28 protein-coding genes are annotated in these 14212 nt (G+C 44.0%); 11 read left to right on the forward strand and 17 right to left on the reverse strand.

The window, feature by feature from the left end:
- Positions 1 to 270: 270 nt before the first annotated feature.
- The 15 genes from QVA83_RS13390 to QVA83_RS13460 all read right to left on the reverse strand — a co-directional run bounded on the left by QVA83_RS13390 (position 271) and on the right by QVA83_RS13460 (position 8719).
- Positions 271 to 1272 (reverse strand): phage integrase central domain-containing protein, encoded by a 1002-nt coding sequence (locus QVA83_RS13390; protein ID WP_287498549.1) that lies wholly within the window; start codon positions 1270 to 1272, stop codon positions 271 to 273.
- Between the two features lie 3 nt (positions 1273 to 1275).
- Positions 1276 to 1482: a DUF4224 domain-containing protein gene (locus tag QVA83_RS13395; protein ID WP_118494580.1), complete on the reverse strand. Its 207-nt coding sequence runs from the start codon at positions 1480 to 1482 to the stop codon at positions 1276 to 1278.
- A 1-nt stretch (position 1483) separates the two neighbouring features.
- The gene (locus tag QVA83_RS13400; RefSeq protein ID WP_287498550.1) at positions 1484 to 2989 is read right to left on the reverse strand and encodes a DNA cytosine methyltransferase; all 1506 of its coding nucleotides are present in this window, start codon (positions 2987 to 2989) and stop codon (positions 1484 to 1486) included.
- A 1-nt stretch (position 2990) separates the two neighbouring features.
- The gene (locus tag QVA83_RS13405) at positions 2991 to 3254 is read right to left on the reverse strand and encodes a hypothetical protein (RefSeq protein ID WP_287498551.1); all 264 of its coding nucleotides are present in this window, start codon (positions 3252 to 3254) and stop codon (positions 2991 to 2993) included.
- 5 nt (positions 3255 to 3259) lie between these two features.
- Positions 3260 to 3484, reverse strand: a complete 225-nt coding sequence (locus QVA83_RS13410; protein WP_287498552.1) for a hypothetical protein — start codon at positions 3482 to 3484, stop codon at positions 3260 to 3262.
- On the reverse strand, positions 3481 to 3894 hold the full coding sequence (locus QVA83_RS13415; RefSeq protein ID WP_287498553.1) for a hypothetical protein: 414 nt from the start codon (positions 3892 to 3894) through the stop codon (positions 3481 to 3483). The genes QVA83_RS13410 and QVA83_RS13415 overlap by 4 nt, the downstream gene beginning before the upstream one ends.
- Positions 3891 to 4286: a hypothetical protein gene (locus QVA83_RS13420; protein WP_287498554.1), complete on the reverse strand. Its 396-nt coding sequence runs from the start codon at positions 4284 to 4286 to the stop codon at positions 3891 to 3893. Before QVA83_RS13420 ends, QVA83_RS13415 begins: the two co-directional genes overlap by 4 nt.
- Positions 4286 to 4468 carry a hypothetical protein gene (locus QVA83_RS13425; protein WP_287498555.1) on the reverse strand — a complete coding sequence of 61 codons (183 nt, stop codon included), beginning with the start codon at positions 4466 to 4468 and terminating at the stop codon, positions 4286 to 4288. The genes QVA83_RS13420 and QVA83_RS13425 overlap by 1 nt, the downstream gene beginning before the upstream one ends.
- Before the next feature lie 4 nt (positions 4469 to 4472).
- Positions 4473 to 4640 carry a hypothetical protein gene (locus QVA83_RS13430; RefSeq protein ID WP_159613765.1) on the reverse strand — a complete coding sequence of 56 codons (168 nt, stop codon included), beginning with the start codon at positions 4638 to 4640 and terminating at the stop codon, positions 4473 to 4475.
- A 39-nt stretch (positions 4641 to 4679) separates the two neighbouring features.
- Positions 4680 to 5537, reverse strand: a complete 858-nt coding sequence (locus QVA83_RS13435) for a DUF2303 family protein (protein WP_287498556.1) — start codon at positions 5535 to 5537, stop codon at positions 4680 to 4682.
- A 2-nt stretch (positions 5538 to 5539) separates the two neighbouring features.
- On the reverse strand, positions 5540 to 5908 hold the full coding sequence (locus QVA83_RS13440) for a YfdP family phage-associated protein (RefSeq protein WP_118494597.1): 369 nt from the start codon (positions 5906 to 5908) through the stop codon (positions 5540 to 5542).
- Positions 5909 to 5937: 29 nt separating this feature from the next.
- Complete coding sequence (locus QVA83_RS13445; protein ID WP_118494599.1) at positions 5938 to 6141, reverse strand: hypothetical protein; 204 nt, start codon at positions 6139 to 6141, stop codon at positions 5938 to 5940.
- On the reverse strand, positions 6141 to 7016 hold the full coding sequence (locus QVA83_RS13450; protein ID WP_287498557.1) for a hypothetical protein: 876 nt from the start codon (positions 7014 to 7016) through the stop codon (positions 6141 to 6143). Before QVA83_RS13450 ends, QVA83_RS13445 begins: the two co-directional genes overlap by 1 nt.
- Positions 7017 to 7533: 517 nt before the next feature.
- Complete coding sequence (locus QVA83_RS13455; RefSeq protein WP_287498558.1) at positions 7534 to 7668, reverse strand: hypothetical protein; 135 nt, start codon at positions 7666 to 7668, stop codon at positions 7534 to 7536.
- A 604-nt stretch (positions 7669 to 8272) separates the two neighbouring features.
- The gene (locus QVA83_RS13460) at positions 8273 to 8719 is read right to left on the reverse strand and encodes a helix-turn-helix domain-containing protein (RefSeq protein ID WP_287498559.1); all 447 of its coding nucleotides are present in this window, start codon (positions 8717 to 8719) and stop codon (positions 8273 to 8275) included.
- Between the two features lie 207 nt (positions 8720 to 8926).
- On the opposite strand from QVA83_RS13460, the gene QVA83_RS22445 reads away from it, so the two are divergent.
- Positions 8927 to 9160: a helix-turn-helix domain-containing protein gene (locus QVA83_RS22445; RefSeq protein ID WP_353844110.1), complete on the forward strand. Its 234-nt coding sequence runs from the start codon at positions 8927 to 8929 to the stop codon at positions 9158 to 9160.
- A 6-nt stretch (positions 9161 to 9166) separates the two neighbouring features.
- Here the strand turns inward: QVA83_RS22445 and QVA83_RS13465 are convergent, their stop codons facing one another.
- Positions 9167 to 9334, reverse strand: coding sequence for a hypothetical protein (locus QVA83_RS13465; protein WP_287498560.1), 168 nt, complete (start codon positions 9332 to 9334; stop codon positions 9167 to 9169).
- A gap of 82 nt (positions 9335 to 9416) precedes the next feature.
- Here QVA83_RS13465 and QVA83_RS13470 point away from each other — a divergent pair, with 82 nt between their 5' ends.
- Complete coding sequence (locus tag QVA83_RS13470; RefSeq protein ID WP_287498561.1) at positions 9417 to 9893, forward strand: hypothetical protein; 477 nt, start codon at positions 9417 to 9419, stop codon at positions 9891 to 9893.
- Here the strand turns inward: QVA83_RS13470 and QVA83_RS13475 are convergent.
- Positions 9835 to 10035, reverse strand: coding sequence for a hypothetical protein (locus QVA83_RS13475; RefSeq protein ID WP_287498562.1), 201 nt, complete (start codon positions 10033 to 10035; stop codon positions 9835 to 9837). The genes QVA83_RS13470 and QVA83_RS13475 overlap by 59 nt on opposite strands.
- Before the next feature lie 85 nt (positions 10036 to 10120).
- Here QVA83_RS13475 and QVA83_RS13480 point away from each other — a divergent pair, with 85 nt between their 5' ends.
- The 9 genes from QVA83_RS13480 (at position 10121) to QVA83_RS13520 (ending at position 14201) form a co-directional block, all read left to right on the forward strand.
- On the forward strand, positions 10121 to 10276 hold the full coding sequence (locus QVA83_RS13480; RefSeq protein ID WP_287149881.1) for a hypothetical protein: 156 nt from the start codon (positions 10121 to 10123) through the stop codon (positions 10274 to 10276).
- Entirely contained in the window at positions 10273 to 10527 is a 255-nt protein-coding gene (locus QVA83_RS13485; protein WP_287149883.1) for a hypothetical protein, read from the forward strand. Before QVA83_RS13480 ends, QVA83_RS13485 begins: the two co-directional genes overlap by 4 nt.
- Positions 10527 to 11021, forward strand: a complete 495-nt coding sequence (locus QVA83_RS13490; protein WP_287498563.1) for a hypothetical protein — start codon at positions 10527 to 10529, stop codon at positions 11019 to 11021. The genes QVA83_RS13485 and QVA83_RS13490 overlap by 1 nt, the downstream gene beginning before the upstream one ends.
- A gap of 83 nt (positions 11022 to 11104) precedes the next feature.
- Positions 11105 to 11848 (forward strand): hypothetical protein, encoded by a 744-nt coding sequence (locus tag QVA83_RS13495; protein ID WP_287149886.1) that lies wholly within the window; start codon positions 11105 to 11107, stop codon positions 11846 to 11848.
- Between the two features lie 43 nt (positions 11849 to 11891).
- On the forward strand, positions 11892 to 12494 hold the full coding sequence (locus QVA83_RS13500; RefSeq protein ID WP_118494621.1) for a replication protein P: 603 nt from the start codon (positions 11892 to 11894) through the stop codon (positions 12492 to 12494).
- Between the two features lie 2 nt (positions 12495 to 12496).
- Complete coding sequence (locus tag QVA83_RS13505; protein ID WP_287498564.1) at positions 12497 to 12847, forward strand: hypothetical protein; 351 nt, start codon at positions 12497 to 12499, stop codon at positions 12845 to 12847.
- Positions 12848 to 13028: 181 nt separating this feature from the next.
- Complete coding sequence (locus QVA83_RS13510; RefSeq protein WP_232368916.1) at positions 13029 to 13466, forward strand: M15 family metallopeptidase domain-containing protein; 438 nt, start codon at positions 13029 to 13031, stop codon at positions 13464 to 13466.
- A 9-nt stretch (positions 13467 to 13475) separates the two neighbouring features.
- Positions 13476 to 13880 carry a hypothetical protein gene (locus QVA83_RS13515; RefSeq protein ID WP_287498565.1) on the forward strand — a complete coding sequence of 135 codons (405 nt, stop codon included), beginning with the start codon at positions 13476 to 13478 and terminating at the stop codon, positions 13878 to 13880.
- 72 nt (positions 13881 to 13952) lie between these two features.
- Positions 13953 to 14201, forward strand: a complete 249-nt coding sequence (locus QVA83_RS13520) for a phage holin (protein WP_159613732.1) — start codon at positions 13953 to 13955, stop codon at positions 14199 to 14201.
- The last annotated feature ends 11 nt before the right edge of the window (positions 14202 to 14212 follow it).

Consider the following 14212-nt stretch of genomic DNA (forward strand, 5'->3'; position numbering starts at 1 on the left):
AATATAATTATATCTTATTGATAACGTTGTTTTTTATATTGTGATTTAAAATCCCTCGCTGGTAACAGCGTGCCGGTTCAAGTCCGGCCCCGGGCACCAATACAAAACCTTTTAAATACAGTAACTTACAAGGCGTATTCACTTCAATCAAAACGCAGCAAAAACCCATTTCATAATATTTCAGAATATAATTTCAGAATATTATCGCTTTTCAGGCACAAAAAAACCGCAACTAAGCGGCTTTTCAACTTACCGGAAATTCCGGATAGTTCACTTCTTACTCTCCACTGTTGGTACCACTGCGACCTTTCTGTCATACACACGAACCTGGCTTTCTGTCTTGTGGCCACTGGCTTGTTGTTTTTCGCTTACTGTTCCTTCAAAGTCACTAATTCCTTTTGCTTTGATGTCATGGAACGTGAAATCTAAAGGTAGCTGAGTTTCTTCGCGCGCCTTGATGATAGCTTTGCGCCAGCGCTGATCGAAACTCGCTACTGCGAACGGGTGACCGTTCTTCTGGTGAAGTACAAACATGCTGAATACGTCTGGGTTTATTTCATTTGCTGTGCTTACAGCCTTGCGTAGTCGTGGGCCCCATTCCTTAATTTGTTTCTTACCCGTTTTACCTTGCTGTATGAAAATACCGTCTTTAAGTAGCTGGCTTTGATGCAATTTGACTACGTCAGCTTTACGGGCCATGCACAAATAGCTAATTTCCATTGCTGCTTTAACTACTGGGCAAGCTCTCTGATAAACCGCGTCATACTCGTAGTCTTCAATATAGCGGTCTCTCGCTTTCTCTTTGAACTGCTTAACGCCTTGGCATGGGTTGCGCTGCACTTTGCCGCGTTCGTATGCCCAGCGAAACACCCGAGATAAGAACGCTTTGTGTCTATTCGCTTGCACTGGTGACTTTTGGCCAAGAATGTCCATGAACTTTCTAACATGAACAGGGGTAACCGTGTTCGGGTCCATTTTGCCAAATGCACTAAGTACTTTCTTGCTGTACTTCTGATAGTCTTTGCGTGTGTGTAACGATAACTCGCGGAAATCAGCGCTCTCAAAGAACGTTTCAATTAGGTGTTGAACAGTGTGCTTGTTGTTGGCTATGGCCATATACTTTTCGTAAGCAGCCCATACTTCCGATTGTTTGGCATCGATATCACAAAGGCGCACAGTTCCACCACCTACAGGTTTAAACTCGTAAGCGCTGCGCCCCTTGTACACTCGCTGAGGCATCCATTGATCTTCTACTTTACGTTTACGTGGCATAATCTATTTCAAAAAGTTAGGGTTAAAACCGTCATCATTTGCTGCAGCTGGCGCTTTGTCGCGGCCATTTAGCCAGTCGTCGGTTGTCCACACTTCCCCTTTAGCATTTACGCGGTAGGTGATACCGTTCTCTTCAAACCAGCGTACTTGAGAGCTTCGCTTTTCGTACCCGGTCATTGTCGTTATATCTGAGCCTATTACAATTTGCATCTTACGCGACCTTTGATAAACGTTGTTTGCACATTTCTGGTAGGTTTGCTTCTACTAAAGCTTTGGCGAATGGAGGCGGTACCGCATTTCCACACCTAGCTACTTGCTTAGTTTTTGAAATAGGCTTTCCGCTTGGATCAACATCAATGATGTAGTCTTCAGCAAAGCCTTGCGCTTTGAATAGCTCACGCGGCTGAAGCATGCGCATACCAATATCAACAATCTGATAATCGACACCGTGTATAGTTACTAATCCGAAGCGCTCTTTGGTTGTAATAGTTTGAAGTGGCTGATCGGCAGGGTGGCCAATATTGGTGCCGTAATACTTTAATAAAAAGGCTCTAACTTCCCCCAAATGCAACCCGCCGGCTGTAATTGTATGTGCTGGTTCGTCTGCACGGTGCCCAATGTTAGTGCCGCGCATCTTGATTAAATGACTAGTTACAAGTGCGTTGTGATCTACAGTTGTAACTGTTGGGGTAGGGTTATCAATTGGCGCACCAACAACACCTGTATAGTGTTTTGCTAGAAACGCAGAAATCAATTGACTCTTACCTCCACCACCACAGGTAATGGTAGCTGAAGGTATATCAATAGCGTGCCCAACGGATTTCCCAAACTGACGTCCAATAAAAGGTGAGATAGTTGCATCTACGATGTAGTGATGATTACCTGTTGTTTGAGTGGGAAGAGGGGGTTCGACATCGCTAGGAGCATGCCCAGTAGTGTTCGTGACGATGAACGGTTTTTCACATTCAACAACAAACTTGTGAATGCCTTTAGCAATCCTTTTAAGTGTGTTTTCAGCCAACGGCTTTTTACGTTCAAAAATAGAAGGGCATGGAATTGACCAATCGATGCATTCTGCAGCTGTGCGCCATGGCTTCAACTTACCGCTTTTAACTTCTGGTGCATCTGGTTTGCCGTGGGTAGGTTTCGGCCACACAATTGGACGACCATCGCGGCGAGCCACCATGAAAAGACGCTTGCGGATAGTAGGTGCACCATAGTCACATGCGCGAAGCTCTTTGAATTCAACCTGATACCCTTGGCGCTCTAAGGCTCTTACAAACGACTGAAAAGTTTTACCCTTGCGTTCCGGGCAAGGTTTGCCGTCCACTATTGGCCCCCAAGTTTTAAATTCTTCCACGTTTTCCAACATGATTACTCGAGGCTTAACCGTCGCAGCCCAGCGAACAGCCACCCATGCTAATCCACGAATTTTCTTTTCAACCGGCTTGCCACCTTTAGCTTTACTGAAGTGCTTACAATCAGGGGAGAGCCAGCACAGGCCAACAGGTAAACCATTTACAGCTTCACGTGGATTAACATCCCAAACGCTTTCGCAATAATGCTTTGTTTCTGGGTGATTAATAGCGTGCATAGCAATAGCATCAGGGTCATGATTGATAGCAATATCAACACTTCTACCAGTAGCCATTTCAATTCCCGAAGAAGCACCACCGCCCCCAGCAAAATTATCAACAATGAGCTCTTTAAATAACATGTTAAACCTCAAACATTTTAGCCTGGTGTGGCTCTAGCGGCTCTGGCCTGTTCGTAACTTCGAATACCTCAATTAATGAGTCATGAACGAAGCTGCTGCAGATTTCAGTGCAAAATACCTTTTTACTATGCGCTTCACAGGTGCCGAACTGGGTTCTGTCTTTCGCACGGCCTGTATACTTTTCAACGTAAGGGCAGTGCTTATCTTGCTTATACCCTTCAACTGAAAAGTGATTACAGGCTATACATGCCTTAGGTAACTTCATTTGCATTACCATGGCGCACCGAATAGAGTAAAAAGCCCCATAGCGATGGTGAATATCAAAGCAAACATCCACACTTCACATATTATTTCCATCACCTTTGAAAAAACTGGCGGCTCTGGGTTTTCTAACGTGTTATAGAACGTGAATAGTAAGTAGAGGCCTACGCCGATCAAGAGAGAAGTGACAACCAACACAACCCAGCTTACGTTAAACATTATTTGGTAAATCATTGGTCTTGCTCCTTGCGTAGCTGTTCTTCACCTATTAAATTGGCCAAATTAACAATGCGCTTGTAACCAATTCTAATGACCTCTTTTAAATCCTCATTCGGCGCGTTATTTAATTTTTGTGCCCACCAAATAAGAAGCTCTGCGGCTGCATTCCCGTTTATATTTTCGCACTCTAATTTAGCAACACGCTCATTAGCCTCTGCTAGCTGCTCTTTGAGGTTCTTTATTTCATCAGACGCAGCTTGTGCCAGCTCATTAATACTGACTTCACACGAACCTTCGCGGCCTTGGTTGTCTTCGCCAAAAACCTCCATGCCACCGTCTTCAATCATTTCCACTTCAGCAGCAGCGAACTCACCAAGGATGAAGAGAAGAGCACCCCCAAATTTATTTGTGTTTACATTACTCATGCGCTGGCCACCTCTTTCCATTGATCACGTTCACGAGTGACCTGGTTGATTTGTTCCTGCAGCTGCTCACACTGTTTTTGTAATAGGCCGCATTCGACGTTACCGTCATTAATGGTTTCTTCATGTTGCTGCAGTTCAGACATAGCCAAACGCTTTAAGCGCTCATTTTCTGCATTAACGCGCGCCAGCTCCTGAATAATTGCATCAGCTACACATTCACCTTCGCTGACCAAGTTGTTAACACCACAATGCTCAAGCAATTTTTCAAGGCTTTGCTCATTACGTGTGGCAGCTTCAACGATTGGGGAAAATGCTTCTCTAACCTCATTAGCTGAAATTAGGGCGCCATTAACAGGGCAGTGGCCTAAGACCTTAAAATCAAGCTTAATCATTACTGCATCCCCAAATCTTCAAGTGTTACGCCTAGTTCTTTCGCCATTTCATGTGCTTCTATGCGACGACGAACGCGGCAAGCTTCAAGTGACTCTTGCTTAGTGCGGCGCTTCTCAGTTGATCCTTTGCCGCGAAAACATGAATCTGTGAATTGTTGAAATACATCGTTATGCGGTCTCATTTGCCTAATCCTTTTTGCTTGTTTCTTCTAGCGCTTCAGCGCGTTCTAACTGAATGGCAAGGCTCTCTAACTGGCGAACCTCATCAACGCTAAACTGAACCGGCAGGTTCGAACCAATCACCTTGGCCAACGCGCTTACTCCGGTACCGTTCAATTGAAATATATGTTTCATAGTTACTGAGTGGGGCAGCGCCCCACACCTTATTGATGGTTAAGCGCGAAAGCCGCCGATAAAGACTTCAACGGGCAACTCGTGTAGGTTGTCTGAAATCTTCTCTTTGAACTCTTCAGAGATTTGTTCGTTGTGCTCTTCTTCACCCACAATGCGCAGCGTGAAGGCAATGCGCGCATCACCAGTGAGCATTGAAACGCGAATTCTGAAAGTAACTTCTGATAGGCCTGCATAGGGCACGCATGTAAAATTAATATAGGCTGGCAAGTCTTTCTTGTTCTTGGCCGCTTCACGTTCAGTCACGCTTGCGCTGTTCTCGAACTGGTCTATTGAACTTTCAATTTCTCGTACACGCTCAACGGTTACCGTTCTTACTGCGTTAATGGCCACAGCTAGATTCATTTGTTCGCCTGAAATACCGTCTACTGTGATGCGGTCTTTCCAATCTTCAATGAAATCACTAAGGTCTTGCTGACCAGAACGTCCACCGCATGCAGAAATCAACGCCTTATAAGCAGCTGTTTTTGGGATGCTTAGTGTAGCTTTGTGATCACAGTGACCAGGCACAACTAAATCACCCACGTTTAAAACGGCCGCGGCTTTCATGTCTTCACCGTCGATAAATACTTGCGCGTTAGGGTAAAGCGGCGTTTCTTCACCTACGTACTCACTCACGTACGCAACAAAGCTTTTAATATCTTCAGTAGTGAATGAGCCGCGAAAGCGTGTACGGTTTTGCAACTTATATTCAATATCAAGCATGGCAAAATTATCCGGCACTATCAGCGCAGGCATATGTTCTTGCTGGTTTGCTTCAACTGCGTCTAATAACTGCGTGTTTACTTGCTTGTAAAGCTCGCTTTTTTGAAGCTCTAAAAGTGTGTCGCGATCGAACATAGTTATTCCTTAGTCATCTTAGTTACATTGGCTTGACCCGCGAAAAGGTCATCGTGGCTTTTGGCAAGCAAACTGATTGAGCCATCCTTGTTCACCCACATAGGGGTTTCAGTGGTGGTCTCTTCGTTAATCTTGCCCGTTGGGGTAGGACGTGAATATTTGGCAGTAGAAACCACCTTCACTTTAATGCCTGCGCCGTTTTGGGCAGACGTTGCAGCCGGTTCAATTTTGAAGGTAACGTCTAACTTGCCCCCCTTATTGAATCGAAAGATTGATTTGCTCACCTCTGTAAGAAAGGCAGTTAGCTGACGCTCAAATGCACCGCTATCTACTTCAGCGAGAAATTCATTTAATGGGCCTTGTTCGCTCATTGTTTTTCCTTTGGTTAAGCTGCTAGCAGCTATTCAATAAAATCGTCTAAACCGCGTTGCTGTGCTCTTCGCTTGAACTTCTCAAGCGCGGTTTTTTCTAGTTTGTCGATGCGGTAAACGTTGCAGCCGCATACTTCTGCAATAGCGTCACGAGTAATTATTTGCCCTGGCTCGATAAGTACACTTAGCACTGCCAAGCCAAGGTCAATGTTTAACTCGTCTTCGCGCTTCATTAAGCATTAGCAGCTAGCGCTGCAGCTTTAGCTTGCAAACTGAAGTAGCGGTCTAGGAATAGTTCTTTGGCGCCCATTGGTGGAAGCGGATGAATGACCTCTTCACAAGGCACTTGATCACTAATGAATGCCCAGTGAGCAGGGTGAGGTGTCATTAGGTCGCGCACCTCGGTAGCTAGCATTTTTACGTCAGCGTCTTTTACGCATGCATGAACTGGCCATTCAACGCCGACACTTCTGTAAAGGTTCTGTTCAATAGTGGTGTGAATACTTTGGTAGACAGGTAGCAACTGATTTAAAGGGGAAACCATGTCACCACAGTATGCTTCTGCAGCATCATGAAGTAGGGCAGCTAGCGCATGTTCTTCTGGTACCAACTCACTAACAAGAACGGAATGTTGCGCAACTGAGTAAAATTTATTGGTGTGGCCGTTGAAGCGGCACATGTTAGAAAGCGCGTGTGCAATGTCTTCAATATCAAAAAGCATGTGCTTAATGTTGGTGTAATCAAACACGGTACCAGAGCGCAGCTGAACTTTCGGAGGAACGTGAGCGTTTGATAGAGGTACCACATTATTCGGCTTAGGCTGGCTACTGGTAACTTCAACATTAAATTCTTTGCAGATTTCACGAAGCTTACTTACTGTCTCTTGGATCTTCTCAAACAGATAGTTTTCACCAGGCCATGAGTTCGCATTGCTTAAATAACAATGATTGAGACCATCTTTCCAAACATCGATAAAGAAATAACCTTTATCTAGGGCTATTTGGTGCTGAACACTAAAGCGAACATCATCGGCGATAGCATTTGTAAGAAGCAGCATTTCATCTTTGCCAGCTGCGATTGATTCTTTAAGTATTGAATTTGATTGCATGTTGATACCTTGTACACAGTTGTGATGTTTTTAATTTTTCAAAACGTGTACTCAGTATTTTTCATAAATATGAATTTGTCAACACGAAACGTGTACAAATGTAAAACAAATTGATATGATGCGCTTCGTAGTCGATTGTTAGTGAAGCTCAATACCTTTAGAATCATTAGGCCTGAAAATAGTTTTTGGCAATAATATCTAAGGATTTACATGAAAAAGCATTACCAAACAATCGCTTGCATTTTATGCTCTGCCGCTGTATTTTTATTCACTCCCGCTGCAATGGCGAGTGGTAACGGAGGCGGAGCGGAGCCGCCCAGCACAACAACAAGGAGTTCGGTGAGCTTTTGCTCTATCTTGCCTTTTATCTGTTTTACGACGAACAGTGGTAATGGGGGAGGAGTAGAACCACCAATCAAGCAATGATTGAATACTTATTCGAAATTAATAAGATGTCGCTAGCAATAGAGTTGGCGGCTCTTTTTATATTAGCCACGATTCACTTTTTAACTTCACGTCATTCACGGATATTCACTGCTTTTCCATTGGTAGTGTCTTTAATGTGTGCAACATCCTTACTGCATATTGGAATAGAGTTCGCTTCTCGTATGCTTTGGAGCTCAGAGTCCACATTGGCGTTAGGGTCTGCCATCTGGTATCTAGGCTTTGCTTTAACTGATTTTTTGTTTGTTGTTGCTACTGTTTTAGCGTGCAGAAAATATAATTTGAAGCGAGACTCTTTGAGCGTTTTTATACTAATTGCGTTCTTTATAATGGGTTTTATCCAAGTCGCCCGATACTGTGATCGATACATTATCCAGATGAATGCGCTAGGAGACTTTTACACCTATTCCATCCTAATTTTGAACTTAATGACCACAGTCGGCACAAGCCTTTTTGCGCTTAAGTTTTTAGCTATCGCACTGTTTATTAAAAATTCGAAAGGCGTCCAAGCCACCAAGGGGGCATTATAATGATTCTATCTGGCACATTTGAATATGTATTATTACTAGCATTGGTTGGTGCATTAGCTGGATGGTTCTTATATAGGTTCTTGAAGGATGATAAATACAAGCATGATCACTCGGCCAGTAAATACAGGGAATCTGACGAACTTATAGATTGGTTCTTTAAAATCAACAAACTTTCTGATTTCAAAGTTCAGCGTGAAGAAATGGCGGCATGGAAAGAGGCTGCGATAAGAAACCACGAGATTCGACACAGACAGAGTAGTTCAACTCTACCTGCAAATGTCACTAGCGTGCTTGAGCATCGCGCGAGAACTCGTGGTCAGAGCTAGCGTTTGATATTTTTGCTAGCTCTTCAGAGTACACTTCAACCAGTTCGGTGGCGCTTAAGCCTGGCTCCAACTTCAAGCGCCCAAAATCCATTGCATCGCCGATGACACTTTTGAATACCTTAATTGCTTTATCAATTGTAAGCGCTGGCAATTGAATCTTAGAATTAAGCTCACTTGGCCACAGGCCTTGGACTAAGTAAAAATTCACGTATTTACCTAAGAAAGGTTCTAGAGCGTCTGATATTTTATTTATTTCTTCTATACCTGCAGCTCTAATGCCGTTTTCATAATTGGAAAGTCGTGATTTTGTCCAGTCACATCTGAAGGCGACTTGATCTACAGTAAGCCCTGCCTTTTCACGCGCCGTTCGAATTCTTTTCCCAACCAGAATCTTAGTTTCCATGCCTGTTTCCCGATTTTCATACCGCGTATAAGTATATCAAAAAATAATATAATTACACGTTCTGTGTTGCTTAACCAATCAAAACGAGCAACAAGCCTCTTTCAATCTGCAACTCACAGCAAATTAACTTTATTGAAAAACACACTATTGTCTTTGGGACACGTATCGTGTACTTTATAAATATTGAAACGTGTACTTGTGAGAATTATGAACAACCTTAAGCAATATCGAGAGGAAGCAAATTTAACTTGCAATGATTTAGCAGCCTTGTGCAATTGGAAGCGCGGTTCGCGAGTGAGCAACTATGAGCAAGGCATTCGCATCCCTACTTTAGATGACTGCAGGAAGTTGGTTTTTGCGATAAATCGTCAGGGTGTTTACTGCACTCTGGATATGGTTTTCCCACCCAGAAAAGATATACAGCAAGGGTCTGCAGCATGACTCTAGCTAGGACTTCTCATCAAGAAGCGCTTTATGAATGCTTAACTCGCACTTCAAACATTGCACGAATAACGCTAAATCGTCGTCACAGCCATTCAGCGAAAGTGGCCGCAACGCTTCAACAGCTTCTTTTAATAGAGCAAAAGCCGCTTCTAGGTTTTTTTGTTGTTTCATCACAATACCTTTTAAACAGTGTTTCACTCGAAAGCATAACTGAAGCGCTGCAAACCTATAACTGTACTAAGGAGCGGAAATCGTGAGTGCAATTAACCAGACACATGCAACAGTCATAGACGGTATTACTGTTAGCCTTTCTTTTGAGATTTCAAAAGAAGCTTGTGAACGCCTTCTTGACAACCCAGAACTTTGCGATAGAGATTTATTGATTTCGCATCTCCAGAATCCATTAGGGGCCGTAGCAATAGACCAGCTTCATGAAGCAGCTTCGAAGCTTGTTCTAAATCTTTCTGTTCAATCATGTAAGTTCCTTGAGTCAAGACAGACTCATTCATCTTTAGCAAATGAAGATCCTCAAGAGGTCGAGCCTGCAGACGATGTTTGGCAAATAAGCATTCGTGGCGAAAAAGCTTCATTAACCAGATTAGAAAACGGTAAGCCAGCAGAAAGCTACCGGGCTACCGATAAATTGATGGCATTAACAAACTTGGGATTAATCATTCAAGGTTATCAACCTGTACGTTTCCCTCGTCATCTCGATAAACCATCTGATTAAACTCAACTTGGATAAGGGTGTCAGAGCGACGTTTTAATCGGTAGAAATCAAGTGAAGAGAAGTCGAGCTTCATATTGTCATCGATACCTTTTAGCTGCTCTTTGAATTCACCGACTGTTATTAGCGGTAATTGTTTTTTCATAGTTTCATTCCTTTGGTTGCGGGCTGTTTTTTTGTCCGATTTGCAGCTTAGCAGCCTTTGGAATGACTTTTAATAGGTAATGGTTATGTCTACAAAAAATAAAGCAGTTAAAGGTCACCACCATATGTGGCACCAGCCACCACTTTCTGTGCGCTTGGTTAGAGCAGCTTTGCTCACCATTTCGCTTTTTGTAGTCGCTATGCCGTTCGCTATTGCCGCTTACGCTTTGGTGACCTTATGAGCGCACAAGGCCGAATGATGAAGTACATGGGCTTACCACCAACCCGAAAGAAAATTTTTAAGGTTGGTGATGCAGTTCGGCCAATGCCAGGCGCACGCACATTAACTGAATCCACCATTCTTGATGGTAAGAGCTACGGAAAGGTAGCCATTGTTTTTGAACGCATCATACACGTTGATGACGACTTGAACGGGCGCATTCATTTAGCGCCTGAAGACTTAATTCTGATCACTGCCGCAGAGGACCAGTAATGTTTACTGACACTGATTTACTGAATTGTTTTAAGCCTAACTGCACATATAGCCGCGACGCTCTCGCTGAAGCAATTGGTGCTGTTGAATTGCCACCACTTTCTGCGGCATTGGGCAGGCTAAGCGGGCAGGGCTTTATCATTAAAGATCTTGCTGAGAAGACATGGACGCTCACGGCCAAAGGTAAAGCAGCTATTTACTTCGAGCCGATTGGCGGTACTGTGGCTTCACTTAACGACAAAGTGAAAGATATCAGCGCAGCACGAACTGCTAAAGACCAAAAGCAGGAAGACCCGGTTCACACATCCATTAAAAGCTTGGAAGCATTGTTCATCGCAATTAGACGTAAACCGCAAGACCTTAGCATTAAGCGCGAAACACTAAATGCGTTAGCCAGATTCATGGATCCAACCATATCAAGTAAGCTAGTTGAAATAGCAGACGACCTGCTGCAGCTGGAAGCGATAACCAAGCTAGGCGAGGGCATGCAGTGAATCAGGCCGAGTATGAAGCGCTAAGCGATAACTGCTTGCCTCCATTCGCAGTTACGCTATACATACGTTGCTTTCGAAAGAAAATGAGATATAGTGACGGCTTAGTGCATGTTTCCTTACGCTCTATGAAAGAGGAAATGGAGCACACCCCCCCTCGTGGCTCTAACACGGTTGAGCCCAAGCCTACCACTGAGAAAATACGAACAGCAGTTCGACAATTAGAGCGCGCAAACCTAATCGAACTGGTTAGAAAAGGCTCTATTAAAGAACAAAAAGCAGCCTGTTATCACTGCTCTTTAGCCTCGACAGATTTATCAGGTTCAAATGAGGAACAACACGAGAGCAACACGGGAACAACACGCAACAAAAAAACGCCACAACCCGCACCACATAAGCGATACGGCGGGAATGTCTTAAAATTTCAAAAGTCCGATGAACAACACATATCCGTTATATCCGATATAGAAGAAGAAGATAGCGCGTGCGCGCGCGAAAATCTGAATTTCTGTAACGACTGGGTAGGTTTGGCCAAGCAAGTTGGTCTTTCAGTCAGTACGGATGAACTACAAGCGATTTTCAACAAGTGGAAGTTTAGCGATACGGGTAACACCTATCGCCACATAGCCACACATCGAAAGTACTGGATGCGTTATTGCGCAACCATCAAGCACAACCAAGTCAAAGGGGGCAGTCATGCACTCAAGCAGCAATCTAGTCAACAAAGTGGGTATCGCAATGCAACCGCAACCGCATGGCGAGACTGTTATGAACGAGCGCAACGAGGTGAAGGGGTCGAAGCGTTCGACTTCTCTACCGAGCAGACTTGATACTGTCTACCAGTTTTGCCTAACGAACTTGAAACCAGTGTTGATGGAGTACTGGCCTGAATTCGTGAACAAGTACCCAGAACTGGATATGCAGCAATGGGCCATTCGTGAATACGCTAAGCAGATGGTTGACGAGGGTGTTTCCAGTAGTCGACAAATTCAATCGGGTATTGCAAAGGCGTGTAAGCAGCAATATCGCCCACGGCCTACAGAGTTTGCGAAGCTTTGTAAGCCTACGCCTGAGGAGCTTGGAATACCCTCACTGCGTGAAGCTTACGATGAAGTGATCGCCAGACGCGGAAGATTCAAAGGTAAAGACTTTGAATTTAGCCATCGCGCGGTTGAGCTGGTAGACGAACGTGTTGGTCATCGTGTTTATCAAATGCGAGACGCAGACTTCATGGAACTGTTCAAAGGTGAGTATGAGTACTGGGTAGGCAGAGCTATGACAGGTGATTTGCCTGAAGCGAAAAAAGCGCTTGAATACTCAACACCGAAAAAGCCGGTTATCGACAGTTACGTGGCTAAGCACGGCAAGCCTATGCTTGGGGATGACCTGGTTAGTCAGAAAATTAAAGAGCTTGGCATGCTAGTTTCTAGAAAACGCCAAGCGCACATAAGTACACCAGACGATAAGGTAGCGTAGTAGTGACAGACGTTCAGCACGATACAAGCGAAACCGAGACTTTGCTTAACGAGTGGGGCAAATGGAGCCGAATGGGATTAGGGCTCAATATCGGCAAAAGCGATAACAACAACGTGTATTTCATCAATGACGATATGGCGCTTTTGGTAGACCGTCTTGTTGCAGAACTGAAGCGAGAGCGACCCGTATTGGCCAACATAGTCATCATGTACTATCGAAGCGATTACAATTATCCAATGATTTCTAACGCGTTAAATATTGGTGAGACAAAAGCAAGAAGTCTACATAAATCAGCTATTTGTTGGGTTGATGGGGCTTTGATTGGTTTCACCCTAGACGTTAAATTGGCATAATTTGAAAAAACTTGTTGATCTGCGCGCGCGGATCATCTACTTTACTTCACGTAAGCTAAGCGAAGCTGCACTCGACAGAAAGGTCACTCATTGAGTGGCCTTTTTTTGTGCCTGCTTTTCTCTGCTTGTTGTGTCTTGTTTATCCCAACCTTGCCTCACCTTTGGTGGGGCTTTTTTATGGATGAAGATTATGTTTCCCTACGGCAAAACTTCACAAGCCCGTCTTGATACGTGCCATGTTGATACTCAAACGATATTCAACGAGGTGAAGAAGTTCATTAACGCGTCGATCTTTTGCGGCTATCGCGGTAAAGATGAGCAGAACAAAGCCTTTGCCGATGGTTTGAGTCAATTGGAGTGGCCTAACTCAAAGCACAACACTTTTCCTTCCATGGCCATTGATGCTGGCCCTTACTTCGTAGAATTAAGTAACACAGACTGGAAAGACGAATTGGCTTTCGCTGTATTCGCAGGACATGTCATGTGTATTGCTCGTCAGCTATACGCTGAGGGTAAAACAACCCACTTGCTTCGCTGGGGTGGTGATTGGGATATGGACGGTAGAAGCCGTGATGAGCGTTTCCGCGACTTACCACACTTTGAGTTATATAAGCCATAAGGTGAAATAATGAATTGGTTAAAACCTCTAAGCAGCGCTATTGATGGTGTTGTTGGTATCTTCAAGAGTAAGCAAGAGCAAAAGGCAAACGCTGAACAGGCTAAGGCAAAGCTTAAGCAAACTAAATTACAAGGTGAGCATGAGGTTACACTTACTGACGCAGAGGGAGAAGCGCTATTAGCCCAGGGCTTAGAGAGCAGCTGGAAAGATGAGTACGTTACCGTTCTCGTTACCTCACCTTACGCTTTGTTGGTATTAGGCGCCATATCGTTAGCTGTATTCAATGACTCTCGCATGTTGGATGCAGCAGTACTGGCCATCAGTAATCTTGAGAAAGCCGGTGTTGATTTAGACTTTCTGTTCAAGGCTGTAGTGTTATCTGCTATTGGCCTAAAGGTATGGCGTGGTAAATAATAACCTTACGTCTAATACACAATGGAACAACAATTGAATAATCATGTTATGGGCCCTACAGGAGTGCATAACATGTCAGCATATAGCGACAGATTTAAAATGAGTGATAAGACCACAGCTACTAACTACACAGCCAGTGGCCTTACGGCTTTATGGGGAATGGTAAACATCGACCATCTAGTAGCAGTGATAGGTATTATCATAGCCATAGCCACCTTCGGCGTTAACGTCTACTTCAAGCGCAAAGAAGACAGACGACAAGAAGAGCTTCATGCCAAACTTATGGAAGCATCACCTAACAACGAATGCATTCCTAAATAACTTTCATAAGA

This window comes from Alteromonas sp. AO-Serp, from assembly GCF_017849675.1.
Classification (GTDB): domain Bacteria; phylum Pseudomonadota; class Gammaproteobacteria; order Enterobacterales; family Alteromonadaceae; genus Alteromonas; species Alteromonas macleodii.

Coding starts and splice junctions, on each gene's coding strand:
- QVA83_RS13390 (WP_287498549.1), bottom strand. CDS start 1,272: ATGCCACGTAAACGTAAAGTAGAAGATCAATGGATGCCTCAGCGAGTG.
- QVA83_RS13395 (WP_118494580.1), bottom strand. CDS start 1,482: ATGCAAATTGTAATAGGCTCAGATATAACGACAATGACCGGGTACGAA.
- QVA83_RS13400 (WP_287498550.1), bottom strand. CDS start 2,989: ATGTTATTTAAAGAGCTCATTGTTGATAATTTTGCTGGGGGCGGTGGT.
- QVA83_RS13405 (WP_287498551.1), bottom strand. CDS start 3,254: ATGAAGTTACCTAAGGCATGTATAGCCTGTAATCACTTTTCAGTTGAA.
- QVA83_RS13410 (WP_287498552.1), bottom strand. CDS start 3,484: ATGATTTACCAAATAATGTTTAACGTAAGCTGGGTTGTGTTGGTTGTC.
- QVA83_RS13415 (WP_287498553.1), bottom strand. CDS start 3,894: ATGAGTAATGTAAACACAAATAAATTTGGGGGTGCTCTTCTCTTCATC.
- QVA83_RS13420 (WP_287498554.1), bottom strand. CDS start 4,286: ATGATTAAGCTTGATTTTAAGGTCTTAGGCCACTGCCCTGTTAATGGC.
- QVA83_RS13425 (WP_287498555.1), bottom strand. CDS start 4,468: ATGAGACCGCATAACGATGTATTTCAACAATTCACAGATTCATGTTTT.
- QVA83_RS13430 (WP_159613765.1), bottom strand. CDS start 4,640: ATGAAACATATATTTCAATTGAACGGTACCGGAGTAAGCGCGTTGGCC.
- QVA83_RS13435 (WP_287498556.1), bottom strand. CDS start 5,537: ATGTTCGATCGCGACACACTTTTAGAGCTTCAAAAAAGCGAGCTTTAC.
- QVA83_RS13440 (WP_118494597.1), bottom strand. CDS start 5,908: ATGAGCGAACAAGGCCCATTAAATGAATTTCTCGCTGAAGTAGATAGC.
- QVA83_RS13445 (WP_118494599.1), bottom strand. CDS start 6,141: ATGAAGCGCGAAGACGAGTTAAACATTGACCTTGGCTTGGCAGTGCTA.
- QVA83_RS13450 (WP_287498557.1), bottom strand. CDS start 7,016: ATGCAATCAAATTCAATACTTAAAGAATCAATCGCAGCTGGCAAAGAT.
- QVA83_RS13455 (WP_287498558.1), bottom strand. CDS start 7,668: ATGGCAGACCCTAACGCCAATGTGGACTCTGAGCTCCAAAGCATACGA.
- QVA83_RS13460 (WP_287498559.1), bottom strand. CDS start 8,719: ATGGAAACTAAGATTCTGGTTGGGAAAAGAATTCGAACGGCGCGTGAA.
- QVA83_RS22445 (WP_353844110.1), top strand. CDS start 8,927: ATGAACAACCTTAAGCAATATCGAGAGGAAGCAAATTTAACTTGCAAT.
- QVA83_RS13465 (WP_287498560.1), bottom strand. CDS start 9,334: ATGAAACAACAAAAAAACCTAGAAGCGGCTTTTGCTCTATTAAAAGAA.
- QVA83_RS13475 (WP_287498562.1), bottom strand. CDS start 10,035: ATGAAAAAACAATTACCGCTAATAACAGTCGGTGAATTCAAAGAGCAG.
- QVA83_RS13480 (WP_287149881.1), top strand. CDS start 10,121: ATGTCTACAAAAAATAAAGCAGTTAAAGGTCACCACCATATGTGGCAC.
- QVA83_RS13485 (WP_287149883.1), top strand. CDS start 10,273: ATGAGCGCACAAGGCCGAATGATGAAGTACATGGGCTTACCACCAACC.
- QVA83_RS13490 (WP_287498563.1), top strand. CDS start 10,527: ATGTTTACTGACACTGATTTACTGAATTGTTTTAAGCCTAACTGCACA.
- QVA83_RS13495 (WP_287149886.1), top strand. CDS start 11,105: ATGAGATATAGTGACGGCTTAGTGCATGTTTCCTTACGCTCTATGAAA.
- QVA83_RS13500 (WP_118494621.1), top strand. CDS start 11,892: ATGGAGTACTGGCCTGAATTCGTGAACAAGTACCCAGAACTGGATATG.
- QVA83_RS13510 (WP_232368916.1), top strand. CDS start 13,029: ATGAAGATTATGTTTCCCTACGGCAAAACTTCACAAGCCCGTCTTGAT.
- QVA83_RS13515 (WP_287498565.1), top strand. CDS start 13,476: ATGAATTGGTTAAAACCTCTAAGCAGCGCTATTGATGGTGTTGTTGGT.
- QVA83_RS13520 (WP_159613732.1), top strand. CDS start 13,953: ATGTCAGCATATAGCGACAGATTTAAAATGAGTGATAAGACCACAGCT.